Source organism: Allobosea sp. NPDC055594, assembly GCF_053618995.1.
This window is the reverse complement of the sequence record NZ_JBSHIO010000019.1, coordinates 45,057-62,467: the sequence shown is the minus strand read 5'-3', so window position 1 is coordinate 62,467 and position 17,411 is coordinate 45,057. Positions and strand designations below refer to the sequence as shown.

Here is a 17,411-nt window from a genome sequence, read left to right as displayed (position 1 = left end):
CTTGGGCAGCATGCTGTTCACGATGTCGATGCGGATATGCTCCTTCACCTGCAGCGTCCAGGAGGCGCAGAGCAGGAAGACCGCACCGAACAGCATCCATTGCAGCTCGAGCCAGGCATTGGAGGAGACGCTGAAGAGCTTGCGGACGATGGCATTCATCGTCGCGACGGCCACCGCAACGAGGATCAGCCAGGCAATCTTCTTGCCGATCTGGCCGTTGACCGTTTCGATGACCCGGCTGATCGCGAGGAGCTGTTTCATGCCATCTCCGACAGGTTGTCGAGGAGATCGCTCCTCAGCACTTTCTGGGGGTTCATCAGGTTCAGCGGATCGAAGCAGCGCTTCAGCCGCGCCATCATTTCGAGCTCGACCGCGCTCTTGTAGTGCTGCAGTTCCGTGATCCGCAGGCGTCCAACGCCATGCTCGGCAGTGATCGAGCCGCCGAGCCGCGAGACGATGTCATGGACGATCCGGTTCACTTCCGGCAGCCGGGCCTGCCAGAGATCGGCGGGCTCGCCCTCGGCCTGAATCGGGTTGAAGTGGATGTTGCCGTCGCCGAGATGGCCGAAGGCGAAGGAACGGATGCCGGGAAAGCGCTGCGACAGCGCGGCATTCGCTTCCGCTATGAAGCGATCGACCTGGGAGATCGGCACCGAGACGTCGTGCTTGAACGACGATCCCTCCAGCCGCTGCCCCTCCGGAGCGCCTTCGCGAATGCGCCAGAGTGCGGCCGCCTGGGCGGCCGAGGAGGCGATGACGCCGTCGAGCAGCTCTTCGGCCTCGAGCCCCGCCTCGAAGACCGGCAGCAGCCGCGCTTCCAGCGCTTCGGCAGCGCCCTGGCCGGCGAGTTCGAGCAGCAGATACCAGGGATAGGCCTGCGCCAACGGGTCCTGGATCTGGCTGTTGTGCTTGCGCGCGATCTCGACGCAGGCGCGCTCCATCAGTTCGCAGGAGGTGATGGACTCGCCGAGCGCGGCCTTGGCGCGGCGCAGCCAGGCGACGGCCTGCGCCGGCGAGTTCGTCGCGAGAAAGGCGGTGGCCGTCGCTTCCGGCAAGGGCAGGAGTTTCAGCGTGGCTCCGGTGATGATGCCGAGCGTGCCTTCGGCGCCGATGAAGATCTGCTTCAGATCGTAGCCGGCATTGTCCTTGCGCAAGCCGCGCAGCCCGTCCCAGATGCGTCCATCCGGCAGCACGACTTCGAGGCCCGCCACGAGATTGCGGGCCGTGCCATAACGGACCGCCTGGACGCCGCCGGCATTGGTCGAGAGATTGCCGCCGATCTGGCAGCTGCCTTCGGCTCCGAGGCTGAGCGGGAAGAGCCGGCCGGCATCGCGCGCCGCGTCCTGGATGCTCGCCAGCACGCAGCCGGCATCGACGGTGATCGTATCGTTGTCGAGATCGAGGGCCCGGATGCGGTTCATCCGCGTCGTCGAGATCACGATCTCGGAATCGTCGCCATGCGGCTGGCTCGCGCCGGTCAGGCCGGTATTGCCGCCCTGCGGGACGATCGGCGTGCGGGTGCGGTGGCAGATCGCCACGACCGCGGCGAGCTCGGCCGTGTTCGCCGGCTGCACGACGAGCGGAACGCGGCCCTGCCAGCCGTCGCGCCAGGCCACCATCAGCGGCTGCATCTGGTCGCGGTCGGTGATCACGCCGCGCTCGCCGACAATCGCGCGGATCGGCTCGAGAAGCTCCCTTGCGAAGCGGGCGGGATCACGCAGCAAGCCGCCGGCGCCGGCGTCGCTCGAGTTCTCAGCCATATTCGTCCTCCTTCGCAGGGAAACGCAGGCACTGGTCGGCATGGCCGGCCAGCCCGAGATGAAGGGCGGAAGCGTTGCAGTGCTTCAGGCCCGAAGCGGCTTCAGACGCTGCGGCCGCCATCGATGTCGAGGACCACCCCGGTCAGGAACGAGGCTTCGTCGGAGGCGAGATAGAGCGCGGCATTGGCGACGTCCTCGGGCTGGCCGAGACGGCCGAGCGGCACGATCCCGCGCATCTGGTCGCGCATTTCAGGGGAATCCGTGCCGAGGAAGGTCGCGAGCAGCGGCGTTTCCGTCGCGACCGGCGCCAGCGCGCAGACACGGATGCGATCGGGCGCCAGTTCGAGCGCCAGCGTCTTGGTGACGTTATGCACCGCGCCCTTGCTGGCATTGTACCAGGCGAGCCCGGGGCGCGGCCGGTTCCCCGCCGTCGAGCCGACATTGAGGATGACGCCACCGCCCTGGCTGCGCATCACCGGGACGGTCGCGTTGCAGTAGTGGAAGATCGATTTCAGATTGACGGCGAAGACGCGATCGAACTCGGCTTCGGAAACGGCCTCGAACGGCCCCTTGGCGTGACTGGAACCGGCATTGTTGATCAGGATGTCCAGCCGGCCGAAGGCCTCGACGGTCCGGGCCACCGAAGCCTGCACCTCGTCGGCCTTGGTCACGTCAGCCCGGATCGCGATGGCGGCAGCGCCGAAGCGGGCGGCGGTCCCAGCCGCAGCATCCCCGTTCCAGTCGACGACGGCGACCCTGGCGCCTTCCGCCACGAAACGCTCGACCATGGCCAGGCCGAGCCCGGATGCCGCACCCGTCACGAGCGCGACGCGATCCTTCAGACGCATCGACGTTTCCTTCCTTCCGCCCACAGGCGGTTCCCGGCTTGTCCGGGCCGTTGGAGGGGCCTCGACGGCCAGGCTCGCCTGATCGTCGCACCCGCGTTTGTTCCATCTGGCGGAGGTCACCACCCTCGGGCCAGCCGAGCCTGGCGCATAGCAGCTATAAGCAAAAAGGCAGGGGTGCTTTCAGCCGACCGCTTCGGGGCTCTCCCGATCGGGACGCGGCCGCGGGCGAGGGCCTTCAAGATTGCGGGTGACGCCACGCAGAATGTCGAGCGGCACCAGGCGCGCCACCTCATCCTGCACGATTCGCATCACCGCGCGCGTCAGCGGTGTGATCGGCTGGTTCGCCGGCGTCGCGAGCACGAGCAGCGCGCGCATCGCGGAGGAGCGGAACGGACGCACGCGGAGCCTTCCGTCCCGGACCTCCCGGTGGACTGCGCCAAAAGGTAGCACGGTCGGGCCGACACCGCGCTCGACCAACTGCTTCAGCGCCGCGACGCAGTCGACCTCCGTCAGCACGCGCGGACGCACGCCTTCGGCGGCGCAGGCGGCATCGACCACCCGGCGCAGTCCGTTCTCCGGTCCCGGCAGGACGCAGGCGCGGCTCGCCAGTTCGGGCAGCGACACCGGTTCGAGCGTGGCGTCGGCGCGCGTCGATGGCGGCTCGACCATGAACAGGTCCTCGAGCATCAGAGGCGTCGCGATCAGGCTGCGGCTGCTGCGCGCGTCATAGAGCACGGCGATGTCGACCCGCGCGGCCTCGGTCCATTCGAGCAGCACGGCGCTGAAGGCCTCGCGCAGTCGCAGCTGTGCGCGCGGGAATTCGGCGGCGAAGCGCAAAGCGAGATCGGCTCCCATGCTGGCGGAGAGCGAAGGCGGCATGCCGAGCGATACGCTGCCGGTGTTGTCGATCGCTCCTGCGGCGAGTTCGGTGCGGACATCGGCCAGGCGCCGCATCACGTCCTGCGCCACCTCCTCGAAGCGGCGCCCGGCATCGGTGAGAGAGACGCCGCGGCCATGGCGATAAAGCAGGCTCTGCTGTAGCGAGGCCTCGAGATTGCCGATCTGGCGGCTGAGCGCCGGCTGGCTGATGCCGAGCCGGACCGCCGCCCGCGACAGGCTGCCTGCCGCGACCGTTTCGAGAAAATAGCGGATCTGCTGGAGGTCCATCGCTGCGGTCTCTTCGTGCCGCCTCTCTGGTAGCGGTTATAGCTCTTATCTACCAGACTGCATGGCCGATCCGGCTGGGATCGCTAGGTTGCGGGCCGAAGTGACCGCACCTGCCCGTGAACCTGAGCGCAAGGGAGCGGCGAAAGAGGAGGAAGACCTGGGATGTCGCCCCGCCTGCCGGCAGATTGCCTCTCCAAGGGCCAAGAGCCCCTGCTCTTCGCCGGGTCTCTGACGCGATGAGCACGATCCTGAACGGACTTCGCGTCGTCGAGGTCTCCGCCTTCATCGCAGCCCCGCTGGGCGGCATGACGCTGGCGCAGCTCGGCGCCGAGGTGATCCGCATCGACCCGATCGGCGGCAATATCGACTATCGCCGCTGGCCGCTCGCCCCCTCAGGCGCCAGCCTCTATTGGGCCAGTCTCAACAAGGGCAAGCGCTCGATCGCGATCGCCCTCGACAAGCCGGAGGGCCAGGAGCTGGCAAGTGCCCTGATCGCCCAGCCCGGCGAGGATGCCGGCATCCTCCTGACCAATCTGCCGGCCAGCGGCTGGATGGGGCACGATGTCCTGTCGCAGCGCCGCGACGACCTGATCAGCCTGCGGCTGACGGGTAATCACGATGGCAGCGGCGCCGTCGACTACACGGTGAACTGCGCCTCGGGCTTTCCGCTGGCGACCGGCGTCGGCACCGAGCCGGTCAACCATGTCCTGCCGGCCTGGGACATCGCGGCCGGGCTCTATCTCGCGACCGGGCTGCTCGCGGCGGAGCGGGCGCGGCGCCTCGACGGCAAGGGCCGGCAGGTTTCGCTCGCGCTCTCGGACGTGATGCTCGCGAGCGTCGGCAATCTCGGCTACATCGCCGACTATCAGGTCAATGGCGCGGTGCGCCAGCCGCTCGGCAATGATCTCTATGGCGCCCTCGGCCGCGACTTCGCCACCGCCGACGGGCGGCATGTCATGATCGTCGCGATCTCCAACCGGCAATGGCATGCGATCGGCCGCGCCACCGGCCTGACCGAGAAGCTCGCCATGATCGGCCCGATGATGGATGCCGATCTCAACACCGAAGGCGGCCGCTTCACCGCGCGCGCCGCGATCTTCGCCGTGCTCGAACGCTGGTGCGCCGCGCGCAGCCTCGCCGAGATCGAAGCCGCCTTCGACGGCACCGGCGTGCTCTGGGGCCCGTATCGGGACTTCGGACAGCTGGTCCGCGAGGATGCACGCTGCTCGGTGGCGAACCCGATGTTCGGCACGATCGAGCAGCCCGGCGCCGGCCCGATCCTGGCTCCCGGCTCGCCTCTGGCCTTTTCGGCCGCAGCGCGCCGCCCGCCCTTGCCCGCGCCGCAGCTCGGCCAGGATACCGAGGCCGTGCTCGCCGACAGGCTGGGGCTCTCGACCGCCGCCATCGGCAAGCTTCTCCAGACCGGCATCGTCGCCGGTCCCCGTACCGCCTGATTTCGGGATCGATCATGCCCAAGACGACCGACCACGATGCGCTGCTCGCGAGCTGCGCCTCCCTGCTTTCCGCCGCCGAAACCCTGCATGCGGCGACGCGTGCCGCGGTCGCGCAATCGCTGGCGCCGAGCGGGCGGGTCGATGCCGACCTCGTCGAGGCGCATCAGTTCGCCGCCCATGGTTTCGCCTGGCAAGGCACCTATGTCGAGGCGCTGCGCCAGACCCTCGCCTGGGCCGAGCGCCTCGCCGCCGACGGCCGTCTCAGCCCGGCCGACGCGGCCATGCTGCATCTCGGCTTCGCCGAATACGGCGCCCAGCTCGCCGGCGGCATCGCCATGAGCCAGACCGAAACCGTGCGCCCCTCGGATATGGGCGTGGCGGCGGATGTCGTCGCAGCCTTCGCCGCCGAGCCGGCGCTGGCCCAGCTCGCGCATGCCCCGGCGCTCGAAGCGGCGAGGCGGACGCTTTCCGGCGAGCTGGCCGAAGGCAGGTTCGGGACGCTCGGCCTCGATGACGAGATCCTCGAGGCGACGCGCGAGCAGTTCCTGCGCTTCGCTGCGAGCGAGGTCACGCCGCATGCGCCGGGCTGGCACGCCCGTGACGAGCTGATCCCGCTGGAGCTTGTGCAGAAGCTGGCCGATATGGGCGTGTTCGGCCTGACGATCCCGGAGGACTATGGCGGCACCGGCCTCGGCAAGGTGGCGATGTGCCTGGTCTCCGAGGCGCTGAGCGGCGGCTATATCGGCGTCGGCTCGCTCGGCACCCGCTCCGAGATCGCCGGTGAGCTGATCAGGCTCGGCGGCACCGAGGAGCAGAAGGCGCGCTGGCTACCCAGCCTCGCATCGGGCGAAATCCTGCCAACCGCGGTGTTCACCGAGCCGAACACCGGCTCCGATCTCGGCAGCCTGCGGACGCGGGCGGTACGCGAGGGCGATGTCTATCGCGTCTACGGCGCCAAGACCTGGATCACCCATGGCGCCCGCTCCGACCTGATGACCCTGCTCGTGCGCACCGACCCGCAGAGCACGGATTATCGCGGCCTGTCGATGCTGCTGGCGGAGAAGCCGCGCGGCAGCGAGGCCGACCCGTTCCCGGCACCGGGCATGAGCGGCACCGAGATTCCCGTGCTCGGCTATCGCGGCATGAAGGAATACGAGATCTCCTTCGACGGTTTCGAGGTGCCGGCCTCGAGCCTGCTCGGCGGTGTCGAGGGCCAGGGCTTCAAGCAGTTGATGGAGACCTTCGAGAGCGCCCGGATTCAGACGGCGGCCCGCGCGCTCGGCGTCGCCCAGAATGCGCTCGAGCTCGGCCTCGCCTATGCGCAGAGCCGGGTCCAGTTCGGCAAGGCGCTGCTCGCCTTCCCACGCGTCCATGCCAAGCTCGCCTTCATGGCGACCGAGACGATGATGGCAAGGCAGCTGTCCTATTTCGCCGCGCGGCAGAAGGATGCCGACCGGCGCTGCGACATCGAGGCCGGCATGGCCAAGCTGCTCGCCGCCCGCGTCGCCTTCGCCAATGCCGATTGCGCCCTGCAGATCCATGGCGGCAACGGCTATGCGCTCGAGTACCCGATCAGCCGCGTGCTCTGCGACGCCCGCATCCTGTCGATCTTCGAGGGCGCGGCCGAGATCCAGGCCCAGGTCATCGCGCGCGGCCTGCTCAGCCGCGCCAACTGAAGCGCCGCGGGCAAAAGAAAAGCAGGCTGCACCGCAGCCTGCTCCATCTTCGTTCCGACATCCGCACCCGGCCCGGGCAGCCTACGCTGCCCGGGCCGGGGCTTTTTCAGCGCCGGATCGCCCGCAGGGCGACCGTGTCGTAGGAGTATTCGGAGACCTGGTTCCAGGTCGCCGATTCCGTCTGGAAGCGGCGCATGCTGTCATAGAGCTTCTTGAAATCGGCGTTCTTGGCCGAGAGCTCGTCATAGAGCTCCATCGCCGCCTTGTGAGCGGCGTCGATGACCTCGGCCGGGAACGGACGCAGCTTGGCGCCGCTGGCGACGACGCGGCGCAGGGCCGGCGGGTTCAGCACGTCGTAGCGCGCCACGGTGTCGACGTTCGCAAGCGCAGCCGAAGCGGTCAGCGCTGCCTGGTAGTGCTTCGGCAGCTTCTCCCACTGCTCGACATTGATGAAGAAGTGCTCCAGCGAGGTGCCGTCCCAGAAGCCGGGGTAGTAGTAGTACGGCGCGACGCGATAGAGGCCGAGCTTCTCGTCGTCATAGGGGCCGTTGAACTCGGCCGCGTCGATCGTGCCGCGCTCGAGCGCCGGGTAGATGTCGCCGCCACCGACCTGCTGCGGCACCGCGCCGAGCTTGGCCAGAATGCTGCCGCCGAGGCCGGAAATGCGGAACTTCAGACCCTTGAGGTCGTCGACGCTCTTGATCTCCTTGCGGAACCAGCCACCCATCTGGCAGCCGGTGTTGCCGCCCGGCAGGCCGACGACATTGTGCTTGCGGAAGAACTCGTCGAGCAGCACCTTGCCTTCGCCATGATAGGCCCAGGCGTTCTGCTGGCGCGTATTCAGGCCGAAGGGAATATGGGTGCCGATCGCGAAGGTCGGGTCCTTGCCGACATAGTAATAGGCCGCGGTGTGGCAGATCTCGACGGTGCCGTTGCTCACCGCATCGAGCGCCTGGAGCGCCGGGACCACCTCGCCGGCCGCGAAGACCTGGATCTGGAACTTGCCGTCGGTCGCTTCGGCGAGGTTCTTCGCCATCACCTCGGCCGAGCCATAGAGCACGTCGATATTCTTCGGGAAGCTGGAAACCAGCCGCCAGCGGATCGTGGGCGCGCTCTGCGCGATGGCCGGCGCCGCGATCGCTGCACTGCCGATCGCACCGGCCGCAGCCGTTTTCAGAAAGTCGCGTTTCCTCATTGCTTCCTCCGGATACCTCTCGATGGTCGAGCAGGTTTAATTCATTGTATGAATTTATAATTCAAATCTAGCATGACGCCTCGGATGGTGCTAGTCGAAATTCATTACCGGCCGCGCGAGGTGCGGGCGAACGATGAAACGATCGATGGAGTGCTGCTGCGATGCTCGAGAAGAATCTGATTGGCGGAAACTGGGTCGGCGGCGCGCAGGCTCTCGAAATCCGCAACCCATCCGATCTCAGCGACGTGATCGCGACCTATGGCCTCGCCGGCAAGAGCGAGGTCGAGGCGGCCTTCGCCGCCGCCCGCAAGGCGCAGCCGGCCTGGGGCCGCGCGACGCTGGAGCAGCGCTCGCTGGTGCTCGAGGCGATCGCCCGCGGCATCTTCGACAACAAGGACAAGCTCGCCCAGATCCTCGCCCGCGAGGGCGGCAAGACCGTTCCTGACGCGCTCGGCGAGGTGACGCGCGCGGCCCATATCGCGCGCTTCTTTGCCGGTGAAGCCTTGCGCATGCCGGGCGAGAAGCTCGGTTCGGTGCGGCCGAACGTCGATGTCGAGATCACCCGTGACCCGGTCGGCGTCGTCGGCCTGATCACGCCGTGGAACTTCCCCGTCGCGACGCCGATGTGGAAGATCGCGCCGGCGCTCGCCTTCGGCAACGGCGTGGTCTGGAAGCCGTCCGAGAAGACGCCGGGCATCTCCGTCGCGATCGCCGAGATCGTCGCCGCGTCCGGGATTCCGGCCGGTGTCTTCAACCTGCTGATCGGCGCCGGGCCGGATGTCGGCGCCGCCGTCATCGCCAATGCCGACGCGATTTCCTTCACCGGCTCCTCGACGACCGGCCGGCGCATCGCCGTCGCCTGCGCCGAGCGGCTGATCCGCTGCCAGATGGAGATGGGCGGCAAGAACCCGCTGGTCGTGCTCGACGACGCCGATCTCGAGCTCGCCGCCGACCTCGCCGTCAACGGCGCCTTCTTCCAGCAGGGCCAGCGCTGCACGGCCTCGAGCCGCCTGATCGTGACGAGCGGTATCCATGACGCCTTCGTCAAGGCCTGCGCCGAGCGCGTCGCCAAGCTCCGCGTCGGCCATGCGCTCAAGGCCGAGACCCAGATCGGCCCGGTGATCGACGACAGCCAGTTCCAGAAGAATCTCGGCTATATCGACATCGCCAAAGGCGAGAATGCGCGCCTGGCCGCCGGCGGCGAAGCGCTCGAGCTCGACACCAAGGGCTACTACATCGCCCCGACCCTGTTCGCCGACACGACGAACGCCATGCGCATCAACCGCGAGGAAGTGTTCGGCCCGGTCGCGACGGTCATCCGCGTCGCCGACTATGACGAGGCGCTCGCTGTCGCCAACGACACCGATTACGGGCTGTCGGCCGGCATCTGCACGACCTCGATGAAATATGCCCGGCATTTCCAGCGCAATGTCGAGGCCGGCATGACCATGCTCAACCTGCCGACGGCCGGCGTCGACTACCACACGCCGTTCGGTGGCCGGAAGGCCTCGAGCTACGGGCCGCGCGAGCAGGGCCGCTACGCCGTCGAGTTCTACACCCAGATCAAGACCAGCTACCTGCTGGCCTGAGCGACAAGACCAATCCGGAGGAAACGCTCATGAGCAACCCGAAAATCGGCTTCATCGGCCTTGGCAGGATGGGACGCCCGATGGCGTCCAACCTGCAGCGCAAGGGCTTCGCGACGCTGTCCTATGACGTCAACCCGCAGGGCACCGCGGCCCTGGTCGAGCTCGGCGGCCGCGCCGCCGGCTCGATCGCCGATGTCGCGCGCGAATCGGACATCGTCTTCACCATGCTGCCGGCCCATCCCGAAGTGCGCGCCGTGGTGCTCGACGGGATCGTGCCCAATGCCAGGCCCGGCACGCTCGTCGTCGACATGAGCACGATCGACCCGCTCGCGACCGACGAGGTCGCGGCGGCGGTCGAGGCCGCCGGCCTCGGCTTCGTCGACGCGCCGGTCGGCCGGCTCGCGATCCATGCCGATCGCGGCGAATGCCTGTTCATGGTCGGCGCCTCCCAGGAGCATTTCGAGCGCGTCAAGCCGATGCTCGAGGCGATGGGCACGACGATCCATCATTGCGGCCCGGCCGGCGCCGGCATCCGCATGAAGGTGGTGAACAACTATCTGGCGATCGCGGCCTGCCAGCTCAACGCCGAGACCCTGACCCTTGCGGCGCGCTTCGGCCTCGATGTCGAGCGCACCATCGACATCCTCAACGGCACCACCGCCACCAACGGCCATCTCAAGACCAATTTCCCGGTCAAGGTGTTGGCCGGGGATATCGAGCCCGGCTTCCAGATCGACCTCGCCCACAAGGATCTCGGCCTCGCCTTGACCTCGGCTTCGTCGATGAAGGTGCCGCTCGCCATGGGCGCGGCGGCGCGCGAATGCCTGCAGCTCGCCCGCTCGCGCGGCTTCGGCGGCAAGGACTTCTCGGCGCTGCTCGACGCCTGGTGCGACCTTGCCGGCGTCGAGGCTCCGCGCCTGCCGTCCAAGACCTGATCAAGACCCGATCTTCCGTAGCCGAAGCCGATAGCGCTTCCCGAAAGCTGCCGCCATGACCGTGCCCGTCGCGACCGAAAGCGCGTATCTCCTCGACATCTATGCGCGCTACCGGCGCGACCCGCTTTCGGTCCCGGCGGACTGGCGCATCCATTTCGAGGAGATGGAGCCGGAACGGGCGGGCGGGCGCGGCAATGGCGAAGCGCTCGGCCTGCGGCTGGTCGAAGCCTATCGCCGCTTCGGGCACCGCGAAGCGGCGCTCGATCCGCTCGATCTCGCGGCGCGCATGCCTGCCGTGCCGCTCGAGCGCCTGCGCGCCGAGGTGGCGGCGCAGCCGGGCCTGATGACCCGTGTCACCCTCTCCGGCGAGACCTGCGAGACTCCCCTCGCAAGCCTCGCCACCGAATTGCAACGCCTCTATGCCGGCAAGGTCGGGCTCGAAGCGCAGCAGGTCGAGGATGACGAGGCCCGCGACTGGCTCTACGGCGCCTTCGAAGCGCTGTTCGCGGCGCCGGCTCCGGTCGATCTCGCCAACCGCGCGCTCGACGCGATCGTGCTCGCCGATACGTTCGAGACCTTCATCAAGGTCAAGTTCCCCTCGAAGAAGCGTTTTGGCGTCGAGGGCGCCGAGGGCGCCATCGTCTTCCTGCGCGAATTGCTGCGCGAGGCCTGCCTTTCCGGCTTCGATGAAACCGCGATCGGCGGCATGCATCGCGGCCGCCTCGCGACGCTCGCTACCGTCCTTGGCAAGCCGGTCGGCACCTTGCTGGCCGAAATCAAGGGCCGGGACCTGACCGATGGCGGCCCCGACTTCACCGGCGACGTGCCCTATCATCTCGGCTATGCCGGCGAGGTCAGCCATGGCGGACGGCAGATGAAGCTGTCGATCTCGCCACATCCCTCGCATCTGATGACCGTCGCGCCCGTCGTCACCGGGCTGGCGCGCGGCAAGCGCGGCACTACCGGCGACGATGTGCTGTGCCTGCTGCTCCACACCGACGCCGCCTTCTCCGGACAGGGGCTGGTCGGCGAAGTGCTGCAGCTCGGCGGCCTCGCCGGCTATGAGGTCGGCGGCACGGTCCATCTCGTCGTCAACAACCAGATCGGCTTCACCACCAACGCCTCGGAAGGCCGGACCTCGCGCTATTGCACCGATATCGGCAAGATGGTCGGCGCGCCGGTGCTGCATGTGAACGGCGACGACCCGGTCGCGGTCGCGAGGGTCGCCGCGCTCGCTCTGGCCTGGCGCCGGCGCTACCGCCGCGACGTGCTGATCGATCTCGTCTGCTATCGCCGCAACGGCCATAACGAGCTCGACGAGCCGCGCTTCACCCAGCCGAAGATCTGGGCCGCCATCGACGCCCGCCCCTCATTGCGCGACAGCTTCACCGCGGTGGTCGCCGGCCTCGACGCTGCGGCGCCGGAGCGGGTGGCGCAGCTGGCAGAAGCCTTCAAGGCCGAGATGCAGGAGGGCTATGCCGCCATCGAGAGCCTGCGCCCGAACGCCGCCTCGGCGCGGCCAGAGGGCTGGGCCGGAATCGCGCGAGCGGGCGCGGCCGAGATGCTGGACCGCATCGAGACGGGCCTGCCGATCGAGCAATTGCGTGCGATCGGCCGCGAGGCCAGTCTGATTCCGCCGGAGCTCAAGCCCCACGCCAAGGTCGCCCAGTTCTATCGGACGCGCCTCGAGACGATCGAGAGCGGGAGCGACATCAACTTCGCGACCGCCGAAGCCCTCGCCTTCGCCTCGCTGCTGGCCGAGGGCGTGCCGGTGCGGCTCTCCGGTCAGGACTGCGCCCGCGGCACCTTCACCCAGCGCCATCTCGGCGTACACGATGTCGAGACCGGCCGGCATCTCATGCCGGTGGCGGGCCTTGCCGCAGGCGCTGCCCGTTTCGAGGCGGTGAACAGCCCGCTCTCCGAATATGGCGTGCTCGGCTTCGAATATGGCTACAGCCTCGCCGCCCCGAACCGGCTGGTCCTCTGGGAGGCGCAGTTCGGCGACTTCCTGAACGGCGCCCAGATCATGGTCGACCAGTTCATCGTCTCGGCGGAAGCGAAATGGGAGCTGATGTCAGGCCTCGTCGTCCTGCTGCCACATGGGCTGGAAGGCCAGGGCCCGGACCATTCCTCGGCCCGGATCGAGCGTCTGCTCCAGCTCTGCGCCGGCGGCAACATGATCGTCGCCAATCCCTCGACGCCGGCCAATCTGTTCCATCTGCTGCGGCGGCAGGTGAAGGCGCCCTGGCGCAAGCCGCTCTTCGTGATCGCGCCGAAGGCGCTGCTGCGGCAGAAAGCCTGTGTCTCGGCGCTGGAGGAGATGGCCGCCGGCACCTCCTTCCGCCCGGTCGTCTTCGAGGCGGCCGCGAAGCCGGCGCGGCGGGTCGTGCTGTGTTCGGGCAAGATCGGCTACGAGCTCGCCGCCGCGCGCGCCGGGCTCGGCCTGGAGGATGAGGTCGCGATCATCAGGCTCGACCAGCTCTACCCGTTCCCGGCCGAGGAACTCGCCGAGGCCCTGTCCCGGCATGCCGGCGCCGAGCTGGTCTGGTGCCAGGAGGAGCCGGAGAACCAGGGCGCGCTCGCCCATGTCGCACAGCAACTCCGCTGCGATCCGCGCTTCGGCGGCCGCACACTGGCGCATGTCGCCCGCCCGCCCTTGCCGGTCGCGGCCGGCGGCTCGATCGAGCGGCATGAAGGCGAGCAGGCCGCCCTGATCGGGCAAGCGCTTGACCTCACGAGAGGCAATGCCTGAAGTGGGGCGCAGCGCGCAGGCGCCCCTTTCTCCCTCCCACCGCCAGCCGGGGGCCACCCCGATGCATCACAGGGCCCGACAACGCTTCCATGGCCTCCTTTGAGCCCGTTCGCGCCATTACGCGCGGCCTGACGGTCCTTCGTCTCGTCAGCGAACAGAGCCCGATCACGGCAACCGATCTGGCGCGGGCCGCCAAGCTGCCGCAGCCGACGGTGGTGCGGATCCTGGAGACGCTGATCGAGGCTGGCTATGTCTATCGCCGCGCGGATGGCGTGACCTTCGGCGTGACCGCGCGGACAAAGCTGCTGAGCAATGGCTATGACGGCACCTCGCGCCTGCTCCAGCTCGCCGAGCCGCTGATCGAGAGCCTGCGAGCCGAGATCGGCTGGCCATCCAATCTGGCAACGCTGGAGGACGATGCGATGGTGATCGTCTACACCAACCGCAACGCCAAGGGCCTTTCCATTCCCGGCCGGCTCGGCGCGCGCATTCCGCTGCTCGCCACCGGCGTCGGCATCATGCAGCTGGCCGGGCTGGCCCCGGATGCGCTGCAAGCCCAGCTCGAGCGTCTCCGGCAGTCCAAGGAGATCTGGGACGCCTCGCCCGAATTATGGGAGGGGCTCGAGGAACGGCTCGCCACGGCCCGGCAGAATGGCTTCGCCTTCGCGCATGAGCGCTATCTCGATGCGGTCTACCAGTCGCAGATCTGGGCCGTGGCCGTACCGATCATCGTGGACGGCGAGACGGTGGCGGCCCTGAGCAGCCTCGTCCTGCGCGGGGCCGGGCCGCGTCAGCGCCTGCTGGACCGCATCCTGCCGGCCCTGCGTCGCACCTCCGCGACGATCTCCTCGCAGCTCGCCGCCGAATCCTGAGCGCATCGCGGCGCCGTCGCTCTCATCGTCCCGACCATGCAGGGCGGCGGCCTCGCAGGCGATCGCGCCGCCCCGGCGGGTCGCGATCAGCGACGCTTGGTCAGAGCTTGACCGCGATGCCCACCGGCAAGGAACTGCATGAACCCGGGCGGGATCTCGATGACGGGTTCGGCGTCCTGGCGGATGTCGAAATCCGCGATCGCCTCGGTCAGCAGCGCGAATTCACGCGCGCCTTCGGAAACGTCCGGGGATGAGATCAGCTGCGCGGCCCGCAACACGGCGGCCTTGCGCTCTTCATAGGACGTGATCGTCATAGCGGCGATCTCAGGCATGACACCACCTCATCGCTACGCAACTCTGGCTGATACGCTAGCGACCAATCGACCGGCTGACGAATCGTTTCGGCGAAGGTGCTTTGGCAGGGCTACTGACGGGCGCTGCCGGAAGCGGCGCGCCTCCGACGCCCCGAGCATCGCATGGACCGCAGCAATCGCCTCGGGAAGCAAGCGGATACGTCGAGCATAGCCACCACACGCCTGCGCTGTTTTCGCTGAAGAGGCCGGGCCGGACATCTCGGGCCCGGAAAACCAGAATATCGCCCGGTTTCGGTATCTTGCTGGAAGATCTGGCGTCCCGGAAGGGATTCGAACCCCTGACCTACGGTTTAGGAAACCGTTGCTCTATCCTGCTGAGCTACCGGGACGCACCGGAATGCGTTTAGCATAAAGCGCATGCGGGTGAAGCCTTCCTTTATCGTGTTTGCGGGGCTTGCTGCGATTTCGGCGACGGCGCGGCCCGCTGCTGCCGAAGACTGTGCTGCGCCCGAGGAAACCCGCAAGGTCCGACTCGCCAGCCTCGAGCGCCATGGCGACCTCGTTCTGGAAGACGGCAGCCTGCTCCGCCTCGCCGGGCTCGCGCCGCGACAGGACGAAGCCGAGCGGGAACGCTTTGCCGCCGCCCTCCGTCCCTGGCTCGGCCAGGGCTTTGAACTGGTCGCACTCGGTGGCACCGATCGCTGGGGCCGGATTCCGGCGCGGCTCCTGCTCCCCGACGGTCCTGCAGGCGACATCGCCGGGCATGACCTTGCCGCCCTCCTGCTCGCGGCCGGGGCGGCGCTTCACCTTCCGGAGCCAGGCCTCGCCGGCTGCAACGCTGTCTGGCGCGCCGCCGAAGCCCGCCGGTCTGCGAAGACGGTCGCCGAACGTGCCGTTTCGGCAACGCCCGCGACGAACCGCGCCCTTGCGGGCCTGCCGGTCATCGACGGTCACGATCCCGCCGCGATGCGGGCGCAGGCGGGCCGGATCGTGCTGGTTGAGGGGCGCATCGCGGCAGTTGGCGAACGGGCTCGGCGAACCTATCTCAACTTCACGCGCCGCCGCGGAGCGGGCGGCAGCATCGTGCTGTCGCGCGCCCTTTGGCGGGAATTGCAAAGCGTCGGCTGGACCGCGTCCACGCTGACCGGTAAACGCGTGCGCGTACGCGGCGTGATCGAGGGGCGAGATGGCCTCCTCGTTACGATCGAGACGCGCGCCGCCCTGGAGATGGTCGATTAGGTTGTTTCAGGCAATGCAGCGATATCGACAGCCCGCCCGGGGGCGCCTCGTCGCCATGGCGCTGCCGGCCTTGCTGCTGGCCGCATGCTTCGGCGACCAGAGTTCCCTCCTGCCGCCGCTCGATCAGCCCGGCGGCGAGTCGGCGCCGCGCGTCGCCAGCCTGCAGCGCGGCACCGACCGCGAGCATCTGCGCCTGCTCCAGGCCTTTGGGGGCGAGTATCGCGCCTCCAATGTCCGCAGCGTGCTCGACGAGATCGTCACGCGCCTCGCCAAAGCCAGCGACGGCCAGATCGGCAATTACGAGATCACCATCCTGAACTCGCCGATCGTCAATGCCTTCGCCTTGCCGACCGGGCGCCTCTATGTCACCCGCGGCCTGCTCGCCCTCGCCAACGACACCTCCGAGATCGCCTCGGTGATGGCGCATGAGATCGCCCATGTCACCGCGCGCCACGCCACCGAAAGGGCCGAGTTGGAGCTCGAATCGGCCCTGGTCAGCCAGGTCGTGGCTCAAGTCCTGAACGACCCGACGACCGGGGCGGCAGTCCAGGCCAGCTCGAAGCTGACGCTCGCCAAGTTCTCGCGGCAGCAGGAACTGCTCGCCGACCAGATCAGCGTGCGCAACATCGCCCGCGCCGGCTACGACCCCTACGGCGCCGGCCGCTTCCTCGTCTCGCTCGGCCGCAACACGACTTTCCGCGCCGGCGGCGAGGGCGGTGGCGACAAGAAGCTCGACATTCTCTCCAGCCACCCCTCGACCCCGGAGCGCATCGCAGCCGTCACCTCCGCCGCGCGGCAGATCGGCGCGCCCGGCATCGGCGAGCGCGAGGCGGGACGCTGGTTGACTGCGATCGACGGCATCGCCTTCGGCGACGACCCGGCCGACGGCGTCGTCCGTGGCCGACGCTATCTCAACAGCGCCCTGCGCATCGCCTTCACCGCGCCCGATGGCTTCGAGCTCGAGGCGGCCCGCGAAATGGTGGTCGGCGTCAGCCGCGACGGCGCCCAGGCCCTGCGTTTTGATTCCGTCGCGCTGAAGCCGGGGCAGACGCTCGAATCCTATGTCGCCTCCGGCTGGATCGACGGTGTCACCACCGGCGAGGTCGAATCCGTGACGATCAGTGGCCTCCCGGCGGCGGTCACCACCGGCAAGGGCACGGACTGGCGCTTCCGGCTCGCCGCCATCCAGGCCGGCCAGCGCGTCTATCGCTTCATCCTGGCCGCCAAGGGCGGAACCGACCCCGAACGCGGCATGCGCGCCGTGCTCGACAGCTTCCGCAGCCTCTCCCCCTCCGAGGCCCAGTCTGTCAAGCCCATGCAGATCAGACTGGTCGCCGCGGCGGAAGGCGACACACCGGCAAGCCTTTCCGGCCGGATGGCGACGCATGACCGGCCGCTCGAACTCTTCCAGATCCTGAACGGGCTCGACCGCTCCGGCCGGCTGACGCCGGGCCAGCGTTACAAGATCGTGACCGAATAGCCCGGCGTCGCGCGGCCTTGCGCCGCTGACCGGCCATCCCGCCTCGTGCTAGCGTCCCGCGCCATGGGCTGCCCATCACCCGAATGGAATGCCCGGAAGGTGGAACATGGCGGCCGAGCGCCGCCCGACC

General features: G+C 68.4%; 14 protein-coding genes and 1 tRNA gene. 8 read left to right on the top strand and 7 right to left on the bottom strand.

Features of this window, described 5'->3' with window-relative positions:
• From ACWGRX_RS24360 to ACWGRX_RS24345, 4 genes are all read right to left on the bottom strand, one after another.
• Positions 1-261 (bottom strand): TRAP transporter small permease subunit (locus ACWGRX_RS24360; protein ID WP_452119663.1); only part of this gene is annotated, 261 nt, incomplete at its 3' end.
• Positions 258-1,760: an FAD-binding oxidoreductase gene (locus ACWGRX_RS24355; RefSeq protein ID WP_452119662.1), complete on the bottom strand. Its 1,503-nt coding sequence runs from the start codon at positions 1,758-1,760 to the stop codon at positions 258-260. The genes ACWGRX_RS24355 and ACWGRX_RS24360, both read right to left, overlap by 4 nt.
• A gap of 101 nt (positions 1,761-1,861) precedes the next feature.
• Complete coding sequence (locus tag ACWGRX_RS24350) at positions 1,862-2,608, bottom strand: glucose 1-dehydrogenase (RefSeq protein WP_291642203.1); 747 nt, start codon at positions 2,606-2,608, stop codon at positions 1,862-1,864.
• A 180-nt stretch (positions 2,609-2,788) separates the two neighbouring features.
• Positions 2,789-3,775: a LysR family transcriptional regulator gene (locus ACWGRX_RS24345; RefSeq protein WP_452119661.1), complete on the bottom strand. Its 987-nt coding sequence runs from the start codon at positions 3,773-3,775 to the stop codon at positions 2,789-2,791.
• Between the two features lie 236 nt (positions 3,776-4,011).
• Here ACWGRX_RS24345 and ACWGRX_RS24340 point away from each other — a divergent pair, with 236 nt between their 5' ends.
• Positions 4,012-5,229 carry a CoA transferase gene (locus ACWGRX_RS24340; RefSeq protein WP_452119660.1) on the top strand — a complete coding sequence of 406 codons (1,218 nt, stop codon included), beginning with the start codon at positions 4,012-4,014 and terminating at the stop codon, positions 5,227-5,229.
• 14 nt (positions 5,230-5,243) lie between these two features.
• The gene (locus tag ACWGRX_RS24335; RefSeq protein ID WP_452119659.1) at positions 5,244-6,905 is read left to right on the top strand and encodes an acyl-CoA dehydrogenase family protein; all 1,662 of its coding nucleotides are present in this window, start codon (positions 5,244-5,246) and stop codon (positions 6,903-6,905) included.
• A gap of 106 nt (positions 6,906-7,011) precedes the next feature.
• Here ACWGRX_RS24335 and ACWGRX_RS24330 read toward each other — a convergent pair whose 3' ends face one another.
• Entirely contained in the window at positions 7,012-8,100 is a 1,089-nt protein-coding gene (locus ACWGRX_RS24330) for a TRAP transporter substrate-binding protein (RefSeq protein ID WP_291642215.1), read from the bottom strand.
• A gap of 161 nt (positions 8,101-8,261) precedes the next feature.
• Between ACWGRX_RS24330 and ACWGRX_RS24325 the strand changes: the two genes are divergently transcribed.
• The 4 genes from ACWGRX_RS24325 (at position 8,262) to ACWGRX_RS24310 (ending at position 14,248) form a co-directional block, all read left to right on the top strand.
• Positions 8,262-9,689: an aldehyde dehydrogenase family protein gene (locus ACWGRX_RS24325; RefSeq protein ID WP_291642217.1), complete on the top strand. Its 1,428-nt coding sequence runs from the start codon at positions 8,262-8,264 to the stop codon at positions 9,687-9,689.
• Positions 9,686-10,624, top strand: coding sequence for an NAD(P)-dependent oxidoreductase (locus ACWGRX_RS24320; protein ID WP_452119667.1), 939 nt, complete (start codon positions 9,686-9,688; stop codon positions 10,622-10,624). The genes ACWGRX_RS24325 and ACWGRX_RS24320 overlap by 4 nt, the downstream gene beginning before the upstream one ends.
• Before the next feature lie 55 nt (positions 10,625-10,679).
• Positions 10,680-13,376: a 2-oxoglutarate dehydrogenase E1 component gene (locus ACWGRX_RS24315; protein WP_452119658.1), complete on the top strand. Its 2,697-nt coding sequence runs from the start codon at positions 10,680-10,682 to the stop codon at positions 13,374-13,376.
• Positions 13,377-13,465: 89 nt separating this feature from the next.
• Positions 13,466-14,248, top strand: coding sequence for a helix-turn-helix domain-containing protein (locus ACWGRX_RS24310; RefSeq protein WP_291642385.1), 783 nt, complete (start codon positions 13,466-13,468; stop codon positions 14,246-14,248).
• A gap of 86 nt (positions 14,249-14,334) precedes the next feature.
• Here the strand turns inward: ACWGRX_RS24310 and ACWGRX_RS24305 are convergent, their stop codons facing one another.
• Complete coding sequence (locus ACWGRX_RS24305) at positions 14,335-14,580, bottom strand: hypothetical protein (RefSeq protein WP_452119657.1); 246 nt, start codon at positions 14,578-14,580, stop codon at positions 14,335-14,337.
• Between the two features lie 294 nt (positions 14,581-14,874).
• Positions 14,875-14,951, bottom strand: a tRNA-Arg gene (locus tag ACWGRX_RS24300).
• Between the two features lie 28 nt (positions 14,952-14,979).
• Between ACWGRX_RS24300 and ACWGRX_RS24295 the strand changes: the two genes are divergently transcribed.
• Positions 14,980-15,801: a hypothetical protein gene (locus ACWGRX_RS24295; RefSeq protein WP_452119656.1), complete on the top strand. Its 822-nt coding sequence runs from the start codon at positions 14,980-14,982 to the stop codon at positions 15,799-15,801.
• Positions 15,802-15,814: 13 nt separating this feature from the next.
• Entirely contained in the window at positions 15,815-17,281 is a 1,467-nt protein-coding gene (locus ACWGRX_RS24290) for a M48 family metalloprotease (protein WP_452119655.1), read from the top strand.
• Positions 17,282-17,411 lie beyond the last annotated feature (130 nt).